This window comes from Candidatus Thermoplasmatota archaeon (assembly GCA_034660695.1).
Classification (GTDB): Archaea; Thermoplasmatota; E2; order UBA202; family DSCA01; genus JAYEJS01.
Genome location: JAYEJS010000028.1, coordinates 1 through 12720, shown reverse-complemented (window position 1 = coordinate 12720; position 12720 = coordinate 1). Strand labels below are relative to the sequence as shown.

The following is a 12720-nucleotide window of genomic DNA, read 5'->3' as shown; positions in this document are numbered from 1 at the left end:
AAGGGCGAGGAATAGAATCGGGATAAACAGATTCATCAAATTCAATAAAATTGAGATGAACAGAGAGAGAAAAAGGGCAATGATTGCATAGGCCGGCCATAAATAAATGTGGCTTGTAAGACCGTGCATGCCGTGTTTTTTTATTATGGCAACTTTTGCCTTTGCCCACTTGTATATCTGTCGGGTAAACTGGCGGATGTGCTGCTTCCGGTAATGCACAACCTTTATCTCTGGGGAATAAAACAATTTGTAGCCTGCTTTCCGTATCCGATAGTTGAGTTCTAAGTCCTGCCCCTTCACAAAACTTTCGTCAAACATTCCAACTTTGTCAAATACTTCCTTATTCAAGCATAGATTGCAGGTAGGTATGTGGTCAACATAGCGTGATTTGTCGTCCATCACATGCTGGGTTGACGGATTCAGCCTGCCCCCTCTGGCAAGCGGGGAAGTCATTACAAGGCCAATTGCTTTTGCTTTATAATTTCCATCTTCCGGCAGTAAATCAGGGCCACCCACACCAGCAACATTGCTTTTCTCAAACGCCTTACTTATGCTACTGAGCCAGTCTTCGGAAGCTGTAGCATCGCCATCAATGAACGCTATTGCCTCTCCTTTTGCTTCCTTTATGCCCATATTTCTGCCCGCAGCTGCATTTTTCTTCTCATTACAAAGCAACTTAAAGCCGTACTTTTTTTGCAGTCCTTCCAGCAATTCGTAGGTGCCATCGTCGCTCATTCCATCGATAACGATGACTTCATATTTTTCGGCATAATCTTGGCTGAAAAGCGATTCTATACACTGCTTGATATATTGTTTTTCGTTTCTCACCGCCACGACAACTGAAATGAGCACACTTGAAATTCTGCAATCCTTAATAAAAGTTTTTAACCTCTTTTCCTTTATTCATCGTGGCCAGATTTAAGAGCAGGGGCATAAGGGTTGCAACAAAAGTTCAGGAGAAGGGAATAAAAGAGATGGCATCGCGCATTAAAAAAAATCCTGTAATGGTGCTGCCGGAATGCTCAAATAAAAATTGCAAAAAATGCCGTTTTAAAAATCTGAGGACAAAGCTTGAAAAAATGAAAGCAGATGAAAAAAAATTAATGAAATATGCATCCAGAAAGGACTTGTCAGGTGCTGTTGCGGGCACAATTCTTCTTGCAGATTCAAAAATTTCTTATTTTGCGGCAAAGGAAATCAATGGCAATACGTATGTATATGCAAAGAGGGGGAAGGCAAATGACGAAAAACTCCTTGCCGTACAGAATTTTGATAACCCTCATATACGGATGCTCGGAATAATGGACATCGCTTCCAGGAAAAAAATATATATATACTCCATTCAGGACAAAATGATATGCATGGGCAATGATGCCACACCTCCAGAAGAATTTATACGATTCGTTACGAAAAAAATCGGGCTTGAAAAAGGGATGTGCAAACATGCTGATAGCAAAAAGACATGCATAAGGATAAAGTGGATTCCAGCAGATATGGAATTAAAAATATGCGAGGACTGTGCCTCAGGCAATACCATAATGAAAATGGCAAAATACTTTTACTCCCCGAATATAAAAAAGGAGTTCGAAGCAACAGTTGTCGGAAACTTTATTTCGTGCAGTAAAAAATGTGACAGATGCATCATCGAAGATGCCCTGAAAAAGGAAATGGACGATTCGTATTACGTAGAAGGAAAAATTGATGACAAAGAGTTTATTGAGAACTGGTACAAAAAGGTGCAGTGGAACATAGAAAAGTTGCATGACAGGGTTTTCGTAATTGACAACGTCTGCTACGGTAGTGACGCTGATGCTGCCATAGAACACATCAAACCGAATAAATGGGAGGAATTGGGCATTGAATATATTTTGAACAGGATAGGGAAGCCGCTGGTCATTTCAAATGCAACACCAAATAAAATACTTTCAAAGTATTGGGATGAGTATGGGGAAGATGTCGTCAGAAATATTGCCGGGAAGGAAGGGATGAAAATACTTGAAAATTATGCTGGAAAGCAGCCCTCGGAAATTCTGAAAAGGGTTTACGGGGAAAAAGAAAAACAAAAAATTTTGAGAGAATTACCGCATTACAAAAAATTGCCCCCGCTTGCGGAATTTGCCGACAGGATAGCAAGAGCCTACAGGACTGGAGGGTATAAAGAAGCCATAAAAGAAATTCACGGAGAAGAAATGGATGTGAAAAAAAAAGCGATTGCTTATGCATTTTTACTGGCAATAAACAAAGCAGGAAGCGAGGAGTGGAAATATTCGGAGATGGAAAAGGATTTCGGCAGCCACCTCACAAAATATGCCAGGAGGCTGCTTGAAAAGAGAGGGGAGGAATATGGGAGGGTGCTTCAGGAAATGCTGACCATGACAGGGTCAACAAAAAAATTGGAGGATTGAATGCCTGTCGAAAGGTCATGCGGGGCAATAATTTTTCATAATGGGAAGTATCTGCTGCTCAAATACGGCTGGGGTCATTGGGGATTTGTAAAGGGCAAAATCGAGAAAGGAGAAGGTGAAATGCGTACTGTGGTGAGAGAGGCAAAGGAAGAAGCCGGATTGGAGAAAGAGTGGCTTAGATTTATACCGTCTTTCAGAGAAAAAATAAGTTATTTTTATACCTCTGAGAGAAAGAGAACATACAAGGAAGTTACCTACTTTCTGGTGGAATGCTCCGTAAGCCGCATTGAACTTTCACATGAGCACACAGACTATGCATGGCTCCCTTATGATGAGGCAGTCAGGAAAATAACATACGAAAACGACAGAAAAGTCCTCGAAAAAGCAGAGAAATTTTTAAACGAATAACTTATAAAAGTTTACATATTTTCAATTAATGAGGCTATACGAATGCCAGGGCAAGGAATTATTTTCCCGCTACGGTATTTCAGTACCAGAAGGCACGGTTGTTGAGGAGGAAAATGAACTGCAAGCCGTCAATATACAATTCCCGTGGGTCATGAAGGCACAGGTTTTGACAGGAAAAAGAAAAAATTTTGGAGGAATAAAATTTGCCTCTGGCATTGATGAGGCAAATAAGATTTTTGATGGAATGATGGGCATGGAAATAGATGGTTATGGGGTCAAAAAAATACTCGTGGAAGAAAAATTGGACATTGAAAAAGAATTTTATCTGGCTGTAACGATTGACAGGAGCAAAAGAAAGCCGTTGATTATGTTTTCACGTGACGGGGGAATGGACATTGAGAGTGTTGATGAAAGCAATGTTATTAAGATATACATAAATCCCCTTGCCGGTATTCAGAATTATCAGTTAAGGAAAATTGGTAACAGACATGTTGCAGACATTGCCAAAAAAATTTATTCGATTTTCATAGAAAAGGAATGCGAACTTGTGGAAATAAATCCTCTTGCTTATGCCAAAGGGGGGTTGATTGCAGTCGACTCAAAGGTAATTGTTAACGATGACGCCCTTTTCAGGCATCCTGACCTGCCAGAAGAAAATGAGGAGCTTACACCCCTCGAAAAAGAGGCCAGAAAGAAAAATATAACATTCGTCCAGCTTGACGGGAATATAGGGGTGATTGCGAATGGAGCGGGGCTGACAATGGCAACGCTGGATGCGCTTGATGAATACGGAGGGAAAGGAATGTTCCTTGATCTGGGCGGGACTGACGATCCGGAAAAAGTTAAGCAGGCTTTCAGGATAATTAAAAAAGCTGGGCCCGACGTCATTTTTCTTAACCTTTTTGGAGGAATGACAAAATGCGATACAGTTGCATCCGGTGTAAAGGCGGTGATAGATGAGGAGGGGATAGATTGCCCCGTTGTGGCGCGCATAAGAGGAATGCATGAAGAGAATGCTATGAAAATTTTGAAAGATAAAGTAATAGCAATACCTTCTTTCCGTGAGGCTGCAAAAAAAGCATCCGAACTCGGGAGGAAATAAAATGGCAATATTTGTTGATGAGGATACACGTGTCATCGTTCAAGGGGCGACTGGACATCAGGGGCGATTCCACATCAAAGCAATGCAGGATTTTGGGACGAAGGTTGTGGCGGGTGTAACTCCTGGCAAGGGTGGTGAGGATGTTCACGGCGTACCCATCTACGATACCGTCGAAGAGAGCATGGAAAAAGAGCCAAACACATCTTTAATTCTTGTACCGGCTCCATTTGCAAAGGATGCGGTGATGGAATCTCTGGATGCAGGGATAAAAACAATTGTTGTCGTAACAGACTGTATTCCAGTCCACGATGCCATGGAATTTGTTCATTATGCGATATACAAAAAGACGAGAATCATCGGGCCGAATTGCCCCGGCATTGCCAGCCCTGGGAAGAGCAAGGTAGGCATAATCCCGAACACGGTGTTCATGGAGGGAAGCATAGGCGTTGTATCCCGCTCTGGAACCCTCACATATGAAATTGTCAATTCCCTCACGGAGAACAGTCTGGGGCAGTCCACATGCATAGGGCTTGGGGGCGACCCTGTCATCGGAACAACATTCATCGATGCTCTTGAAGCATTTGAAAACGATGCAGAAACTAAAGCCGTTGCCCTTGTCGGAGAAATAGGTGGCACGGCAGAAGAGGAAGCAGCCATTTACATCAAAAAGAACGTCACAAAACCTGTCTATGCATATATTGCAGGCAGGTCAGCACCGCCGAGAAAAAAAATGGGGCATGCAGGTGCGATTATATCAAAAGGGGAGGGGACAGCTCAATCAAAAACAGATGCTCTCAGGGCTTCGGGAGCGAAAGTTGCAAGGTTTCCGCAAGAAATCGCAGAAATGATGAAAAATGATTCGATTATTTGACCACCGGCAAAAGAGAGAGAAGAGGTTATGTTAGCACCACGAACGGCCCTGCTATGAAAAATGTCGCAGATGCGGACTCATCTCCCACGCTTATGGTTATGGTTCCGGGCCCGATACCGACGGGTAAAAGTCTTATTGTGGTTTCATTTGTAAGGGGATCAATGGTGCCCTCACTACACACCCCGAAAAATATCAATCCGCTTAACTCAATTTCCCAATCCAAATTGGTTAAGTTTTCTTCTCCAATATTTTTAACAACTACTGTTATGCCGAAACCGCCATAGATTTCTATTTCTATTTGCATTTGTAACTGGGAAGCATTCTGTACCCTGCTTACTCCACATGCCGATATTGGCACCATAAGCAATAATGTTACAAGCATACACAATATTGCCTTGTTCCCAACTTTCATTTTTACCACCTATTATATAGAGAACCTTCCCTTTATAAACTTTGCTGGATGGCGGCATTCCTAAAATTTTGTAATATGATTTGGCGGTAAAAGGAAAAGTTTTTTAGATAAAATATCTTACAGGTAATAGGGGCCTGTGGGGTAGCTTGGTTTATCCTCGTGGCTTTGGGAGCCATGAACTCCGGTTCAAATCCGGGCAGGCCCATAAAAAGAAATAAGAATGTACGGTGCATTATCACCTCTTCCCGCCTTAGCTCAGTCTGGCTGGAGCGGCCGGCTGTAGACCCAACGGCCATCTGGCCCTGCTGCCGAAACCGGCAGGTCCCCGGTTCAAATCCGGGAGGCGGGACTCCTTTTCCATTCACCTGTTGAATTGGCGGATTGTATTTTTCTGCCTACGAAGACTTCGCAGGTGTTGTTCAAACATCTCTGGTAATTCTGTTTATTGATTACAGGAGAGAGTAATTTAGAAAGTTTTAAATAAATCACTAATCTTTCCTGTAAGATATTATGGAAGGGGACATGGGCGCACGTGAAGGTTATCTTGAGGCAATACTGGATAACATTCCTGTCGGGATCATTTTTATTGATGAAAAAGGGTTTGTGATCTACAAAAACAAAAAAATTATGGGTGAAATGTGCGACGATATAAATAAGACAAAAATTTTAGAGAATCCATTGGTTAAAAAATCCGCTTATTTTAAAAATCTTAAAGATCTGCTCGAAAAAGGTCGCCCATTTAAAAACGTAATGTGGAAAAAAAATAATAAATTTTTTTCTATGGATGGAATCTCTCTCCCGTCCAATGGGACAATAATCATTATGAACGACATAAGTGAAAGAGTGTATGCAGAGGATGCACTGAGGGAAAACGAGGAAAAGTATCGCATTTTGACCGAGAATTCACCTACAGGGGTATTAATGGTAAAAGATGGTAAATGCTTGTTCTCAAACAAAAGATTTGGAGAAATAACCGGATATGGCAATAACATTTCAAAAAAAAATTTTATGGATCTCGTTCACACTGGCGATATTAAAATTATCAGAAAAAAAATGAACAGTGTCCTGGAAGGAAAAAAATCATCTTCATGCACTATACGGTTAATAAGGAAAGACGGCAAGACAGCATGGATAGAATTGAACACATGTGCCGTGAATTATGAAGGCGGTAAAGCACTGCTGGTCAATACAATAGATATCACTAAAAAAAGGATGATGGAGAATGAACTCAAGCTTTCCAATAAAAAAATGGAGGAAATCATTGAGAGGGAAAGAAAATTTACTGAAGACATCTCTCACTATTTTTTTAACCCCCTGTGCATAGCAAAAGGGTACATAGATCTTTCCATGAAGGAAGCTGATCCCGAACTAAAGAGAAAACTCGAGATAACAAGAACTGCCGTTGACAGAGTAGAAACCGTTGTCAAACATGTGGTGATGGAGGGGAGGATATACGAGTAAGCGAAATTTTTTAATAAAACACCCCAATTAGGGGGGTAGGATGAATATTGAGGAATTGCAGAAAAAAAGAGAAGAATTAAGGAAAAAAATAGGGGAGGTAAAGGAAATAAGGGAAAAATTTAATGTAAAAACGAATGAATTAAGAAAAAAAAGATATGAGCTGGCTGCCCTGATTAAAAAATATAAACAGGAGGGCATAAGACATAAAAAACAGAGGGATGAGATAAACAGGAGGGTTGCAAGCTCGAAAAAGAAAAGAAGAAATCTGAATAAGGAGTGCAAAGAAATAGAAAAGGAAGTGGAGTTACTTAGAAAAAAATATTTACCTGATGAAGAGCCGTTGGAATCGCTTAACGAAAGAAGGGATGAACTGGAATTCAGACAGATGACCCGCCAGCTTTCAAAAAGGGAAGAAGAAGAAATTGTGGAGGAGCTTTCCAGACTGAACGAAAAAATAAAAGAAAGGAGGGAAATTCTTGAAAAAAATCCGGCACTGAAGGAAGTCATTGAAAAGGAGGAGCATATAAAAGAGAAAGGAGACAAAGAACATATCAGGGTGAAAGAGCTGGCAGACAAGGCGCAGGAGGAACACATTAAAATGATGGAATGCTTCAATAAATCCGATGCATTATATAAGGAATTAAAAAAAATTCAGAAGGAATATGTTTTAGCCAGATTGGATGCCGACAGGGCTCATAAAAAACTGGTTTCATACGTCAAGAAAATAAGAGGCATAGAAGACCAGATGGACTCCATGAAGAAAAAAGAGAAAGTCGATAAAATACAGAAAGAGAGAAGTGCCGTGCAAAAGAAAGCGGATGATGTATATGAAAGATTCAAAAAGGGTGAAAAGCTTTCCACAGAAGATTTCATGTTGCTTCAAAAAGCAGGATTGATATAATCTATCGTTCCCAAGGGGGCTTTCCCGAAAAATATTCTGTCCAGAATGTAGCATATTTTTCTTTTACAAAATCATCATCTTCATAGATTTTAACATGATTTTTTAATTCATTAAGATTTTTCCCCAGATTTAAATCTTCCAGTTTATTCTCCAGCAAATTGTATGCATTGGTATAATCTCTTTTTATCTCGACCCACCATCTGCCATTTTTTTTATATGGGATATTAATGACATTGTCATTTCCTTCCCACTTTAAAAGAAACGCTTTAACATAATCATTTTCTTTTTCTGGCGGGCCCATATGAATCTTTCTTTCAGGGATTTTCTTTTCCTTCAACCTTGCAATTATCAGTATATCGTCATTTACATGATATAATGAATCAACTGGATGAAATCCACGTTTACGGTACATCTTTTCCATGCTTTTTGATGCTTTTTTTATCTGCGAGTACAATATGTCATCCACCACGTCTGGTTTCGGTATACGGAGACCAACAAAATTTTTTACTCTATCTCTTATCTTTTCCAACGGCCACAGCCTGACTTTTTTTGGAAAGAAAAATTCCAATCTCGGATTTTTTAGATATTCCCCTGCCGCAAAAATAAAAAATTGTATTTTATCCGGCGAAAGGGCGGCAGCAACATTGCGTGAAGAATCGACAGGATCAATAAAAACAAAATTTTCCGGGAAATCTACATTTTTATCACCATTCAGTGACAGTATGACTTTATTCTTCCAATCCTGAGAATTTTTCAGTACCTGTTCAAATGAGCCATACTTCAATACCAATAGTTCTGCCAGGTACCCTGAAAAGCCCTGAATTTTTATCTCTGCCCCGTAACACCCTGTGCCCTTCAAAAACTGCTTCAGCAATCTTACCTCATCTTTATCCTTCAAATTTTTCCTGATGTATTCGGTGTGGAAGGGCGTCCTGTCCACCGCACTCATTTTTTCTGACGGGTGTTTTACATCATAGCAGGGCACTATATCGACATTGTATCCTTCATAAATTCCTCTGACGTAAGGGTGCTCGGCATATTGAATCTTCCATTCCTGGAGGATATCCTTCCCAATTTCAAGGGAACGTTCTCTCATCTCATCCTTTGGACAATGTACCGGAAATAGAATAAAGAAGTCTATATCTAGCGAGCCTTTAAGATATGTTCCTTTTGCTATTGAGCCGACGAGCATGACTTTTACACCCAGGCTTTTTTTCTCTGCATTGCCCAAAATTTCCGACTTTAATTTCTCCACCGCCTGCATGATTTTTCTTTCTTCCTCTTCCGACGGAACGATTTTTTCCAGCACTTTTTTTATTATCTCCATATTCCTCACAATTTTACTTCCAGGACGGTATTGTATATGGGCCCTTCCTTCGTCAATTCACTTTTCTTGAGCCTTATGCATTCCACATTCACCTCTCCGAATTGTTTATCCCTATTTTTATTTATCAACTCTTTCAATTTTTCTTTACCTCTAGCGCTTCTCACTCTCGCCAGTGTTGCATGCGGCACGAATCTTTTTTCATTTTTGAACCCGTATTCATGCAGCCCGTTATTTAACCTTGATGCTATTTCCTCCATTTGCCCGTTGTCCACCAGGCCGACCCATACAACTTTTATATAATTTAAGTTTGGGAATGCGCCCACACCGTGGAGCGATGCTGTGAACGGTTTTATTCCATGCAGAGAGCCTTTCATAACCTCCCCGATGCCGGGTATGATGTCTTCCCCAATTTCTCCAAGGAATTTCAACGTCAGATGAATATTTTCCGGCTCTACCAGTTTGACGTTCATTCCCTCCCTCAATTCGTTTTCAAGTTCTACAAGCGGCTTCATGCTGCCCACATCTATTGATATGAATGTTCTCATTTTATCTTTGCTTTAATGCGGTTGGTGGTATATCACCTTTACCAAAAAATAAAAAATACCCTTTGCATACCCAAACAATGAATATCGGCCAGCCAGCAAAAAAAATTCATGTAACTGAAGATAAAGTCAAATCAATGCTGAGGGATTACGGCATCCCAACAACAGATTTCATGCTTATAAGGAATGAAGATGACTTGGACAGGACAGACATAAAATTTCCGGCTGTGCTGAAAGTATGTTCTCCAGACATTATCCATAAAACCGACATCGGCGGGGTAAGACTGAATATAATGGATAAGGAAGAGCTCAGAAAAAATGTGATTCGTTTCAGTAAAAAATTTCCCGGTAAAAATTTTCTGATCGAAGGGATGGAACCCCAGGGCATCGAGATGATAGCAGGGCTTATACATGATAAATCTTTTGGGCTTTCCATAATGGTCGGCATGGGCGGCATATTTGCAGAGATGTATGGCGATGTTGCCTTCAGACTCGTTCCTATAACAATGAGGGATGCAGAGGGCATGATTGACGAGCTTAAGGCAAGCAAGATTTTCAAAGGATTCAGAGGAATGAAACCTGACAAAAAAGCCGTGGCAAGCCTTCTCCTTAAACTTTCCAGGATCGGTATGGATTGCCCTTCTATAAACCAGATGGATTTAAACCCTGTATTTGTTTATGAGAACGGACTGAAAGTAGTGGATGCAAAATTAATAAAAGGTGAATAAAATGGACGTATTATCGACACAAAAAAAAGCTTTACTTCTTGGAAACGAGGCGGTGGTCCGGGGGGCGGTAGAAGCAGGCATAGATGTTGCCACCACATATCCGGGCACACCTTCATCGGAAATAGCGGATACCTTCTCAAAAATAGCGCAATATTACAAAAATAAAGGGCTGGAGCCAGGATTTTATTTCCAGTATTCCACAAATGAAAAGGTGGCACTGGAATTTGCTGCCGCTGCTGCTGTCTCCGGCCTGCGCGCCCTTACGTGCATGAAGCATGTGGGCCTCAATGTGGCGAGTGATACATTTATGACATACATGTATGTCGGGTGCAAGGCGGGGCATGTAATCATAACGGCAGATGACCCCTCATGCCATTCATCCCAGAACGAGCAGGACAACAGATACTATGCGAAATTCGGGAATGCCCCACTGCTGGAGCCGTCTGACCCCCTGGAGGCAAAAGACATGGTTATGGAAGCTTTCAAAATATCGGAGGAACTTTCGCTGCCCATCCTTTTCAGAATGACCACGAGGACATCCCATATTCGCGGTCCGGTTTCGTTGGGCAGGATTAATCTGAAGAAGAAAAAGGGAAAATTTGAGAAAAATCCGCTGATGGTAACCGTACCTGAGGTTGCACGAAAATTGCATCCCATTCTGCTTGAAAAGATGGAAATGGCAGAAAAAATTTCTGAGAATAGCAGATTTAATTATGTCGAAGATTTTGGAGGAAATGCCGGCATTGTTTCATCAGGCCCGTCGCACAACTATGTGAGAGAAGCTGTCGAGGAACTGGGGGTGAAATGCAAAATATTGAAGCTCGGGATGACCAACCCCCTCCCAAGAAAAATGTGCATCGATTTTTTGAAGGCATGTGGAAGAGTGCTGGTAGTGGAGGAACTTGAACCTTTCCTTGAAGAGCAGTTGAAGGCGATTGCCCATGAGGAAGAAATTGACGTAAAAATATATGGCAAAGGGTACGGTGGCTTGAGCAGAATATATGAATATGATGTCGATATCGTAGAAAGGGTAATCAGAAAATTTTTTGGATTGAAAGAAAAAGAATCTGCAAGCAGTAGCATACCCATACCGCCCCGCCCCCCAGTGTTATGCCCGGGATGCCCACACAGGGCCACATATTATGCGGTCAAGCAGGTTGCACCGGAGGGCACCATATATCCTACCGACATAGGGTGCTATACTCTCGGTAAGGCCCCTCCTCTCGAAGTGGCGGATTTTCTGCTGTGCATGGGTTCAAATGTCGGTACGGCATGCGGCTTTTCCTATGCCACAAATCAGAAAGTCATTTCGTTCATGGGCGATTCTACTTTCTTCCATGCCGGCCTGCCGGGCATCGTAAATGCTGTGCACCACAATCACGACTGCATTATTACCGTTCTTGACAACAGGACAACGGCCATGACGGGCCACCAGCCCAACCCCGGCACGGAATACGACGGCATGGGAAACGAGGCGGTCATGCTGAAGGTTGAGGACGTGGTGAGAGGGCTTGGCGTAAAGCACGTTGAGGTGGTCAATCCAAACAATTTAGAAAAGACAAAGGAGACTTTCAGGAGAGCACTTGAATATAAGGGCACTTCCGTTGTCGTCTCAAAAGCCCCCTGTATACTTCTTATACCTCAAGAGAGGCGTGCAGGCTCGTTCGAGATAGACCAGAACAAATGCACAAAATGTGAGGTCTGCATCAAAAAATTCGGGTGTCCCGCCTTCTACTATGATGGCGATAAAATCAAAATAGATGAGACGCTCTGCAGTGCATGCGGGGTGTGCACCCAGGTTTGCGAACCACACGCGATAAGGAGGAAAAAATGAAGGAAAGATTGTTATTCTCGGGAGTTGGCGGCCAGGGTGTGCTTACAGGGGCAAACATACTGGCAAAAACATTTCTAACAGAAGGAAAAAAAGTACTGATGTCTGAAGTGCACGGCATGGCGCAAAGAGGCGGGAGCGTGATATGTACCGTTTGCGTGGGGGATGTATATTCACCTTTAATTGCCGACGGGGGTGCAGATGTTATCGTTTCCATGGAGCCAGTGGAAGCCCTCAGGTACATAAAAAAATTGAAGAGAGATGGAGTCATAATAACTGATATAAACCCCGTGATTCCGCCAAACGTATCTATAGGTGAGAGTAAATATCCAGATCCGGAGGAAGTGTTCAAAGAACTTTCATCAAGGGGAAAGCTGATAAAAATTGATGCACTGGATATTGCAAAGAAATCGGGCAATGCTATAACGAAAAACGTGGTCATGCTTGGTGCCCTTGCAGGAATGGATCTGTTGCCCATCGGAAAGGAAAAAATACTGGAGTCTGTGAAGAACAACATTCCAGAAAAATATGTGGAGATGAATGAAAGGGCTTTCAACATGGGGCTCAAGGCAGTGAAAGTTTAAGTACACTTTCCAAATGATAATAGTATATTTAATTTGACACTACATTTTACTGATTCTTTTTGCGTCCTATACCAAGTGTATTCTGAAAATTTCGTAACAATTATGTAGTGCCTAAATTATATACGTTCGGTCACATGTTTGAAAGAAT

13 protein-coding genes and 2 tRNA genes are annotated in these 12720 nt (G+C 41.7%); 11 read left to right on the top strand and 4 right to left on the bottom strand.

Annotated elements, in window-relative coordinates; genetic code table 11:
* Positions 1–852 (bottom strand): glycosyltransferase family 2 protein (locus tag U9O96_01500; protein ID MEA2053781.1); only part of this gene is annotated, 852 nt, incomplete at its 3' end.
* Between the two features lie 56 nt (positions 853–908).
* On the opposite strand from U9O96_01500, the gene U9O96_01495 reads away from it, so the two are divergent.
* The 4 genes from U9O96_01495 to sucD are packed head-to-tail and all read left to right on the top strand — an operon-like array spanning position 909 to position 4786.
* Entirely contained in the window at positions 909–2405 is a 1497-nt protein-coding gene (locus U9O96_01495) for a hypothetical protein (protein ID MEA2053780.1), read from the top strand.
* A complete protein-coding gene (locus U9O96_01490; protein ID MEA2053779.1) occupies positions 2406–2813 on the top strand; it encodes an NUDIX domain-containing protein in 408 nt (135 codons plus the stop codon).
* A 28-nt stretch (positions 2814–2841) separates the two neighbouring features.
* Positions 2842–3915: an ATP-grasp domain-containing protein gene (locus U9O96_01485; GenBank protein MEA2053778.1), complete on the top strand. Its 1074-nt coding sequence runs from the start codon at positions 2842–2844 to the stop codon at positions 3913–3915.
* Between the two features lies 1 nt (position 3916).
* The gene (sucD, locus tag U9O96_01480; protein MEA2053777.1) at positions 3917–4786 is read left to right on the top strand and encodes a succinate--CoA ligase subunit alpha; all 870 of its coding nucleotides are present in this window, start codon (positions 3917–3919) and stop codon (positions 4784–4786) included.
* A 25-nt stretch (positions 4787–4811) separates the two neighbouring features.
* Here sucD and U9O96_01475 read toward each other — a convergent pair whose 3' ends face one another.
* Entirely contained in the window at positions 4812–5198 is a 387-nt protein-coding gene (locus U9O96_01475; GenBank protein MEA2053776.1) for a hypothetical protein, read from the bottom strand.
* Positions 5199–5328: 130 nt separating this feature from the next.
* Here U9O96_01475 and U9O96_01470 point away from each other — a divergent pair.
* From U9O96_01470 to U9O96_01455, 4 genes are all read left to right on the top strand, one after another.
* Positions 5329–5403 (top strand) — tRNA-Pro (locus U9O96_01470).
* Positions 5404–5442: 39 nt separating this feature from the next.
* A tRNA-Tyr gene (locus tag U9O96_01465) sits at positions 5443–5547 on the top strand.
* 161 nt (positions 5548–5708) lie between these two features.
* Complete coding sequence (locus U9O96_01460; GenBank protein MEA2053775.1) at positions 5709–6659, top strand: PAS domain S-box protein; 951 nt, start codon at positions 5709–5711, stop codon at positions 6657–6659.
* A 40-nt stretch (positions 6660–6699) separates the two neighbouring features.
* Positions 6700–7560: a hypothetical protein gene (locus tag U9O96_01455; protein ID MEA2053774.1), complete on the top strand. Its 861-nt coding sequence runs from the start codon at positions 6700–6702 to the stop codon at positions 7558–7560.
* 1 nt (position 7561) lies between these two features.
* Here the strand turns inward: U9O96_01455 and cca are convergent, their stop codons facing one another.
* Positions 7562–8887, bottom strand: coding sequence for a CCA tRNA nucleotidyltransferase (cca, locus tag U9O96_01450; protein ID MEA2053773.1), 1326 nt, complete (start codon positions 8885–8887; stop codon positions 7562–7564).
* A gap of 5 nt (positions 8888–8892) precedes the next feature.
* The gene (thpR, locus tag U9O96_01445; protein MEA2053772.1) at positions 8893–9432 is read right to left on the bottom strand and encodes an RNA 2',3'-cyclic phosphodiesterase; all 540 of its coding nucleotides are present in this window, start codon (positions 9430–9432) and stop codon (positions 8893–8895) included.
* Between the two features lie 77 nt (positions 9433–9509).
* On the opposite strand from thpR, the gene U9O96_01440 reads away from it, so the two are divergent.
* From U9O96_01440 to iorB, 3 genes are read left to right on the top strand one after another with little or no spacing between them, the layout of a single operon-like run.
* Positions 9510–10157 (top strand): acetate--CoA ligase family protein, encoded by a 648-nt coding sequence (locus U9O96_01440; protein ID MEA2053771.1) that lies wholly within the window; start codon positions 9510–9512, stop codon positions 10155–10157.
* Position 10158: 1 nt separating this feature from the next.
* Entirely contained in the window at positions 10159–11991 is a 1833-nt protein-coding gene (gene iorA / locus U9O96_01435; protein MEA2053770.1) for an indolepyruvate ferredoxin oxidoreductase subunit alpha, read from the top strand.
* Positions 11988–12572, top strand: coding sequence for an indolepyruvate ferredoxin oxidoreductase subunit beta (gene iorB / locus U9O96_01430; GenBank protein MEA2053769.1), 585 nt, complete (start codon positions 11988–11990; stop codon positions 12570–12572). The genes iorA and iorB overlap by 4 nt, the downstream gene beginning before the upstream one ends.
* Positions 12573–12720 lie beyond the last annotated feature (148 nt).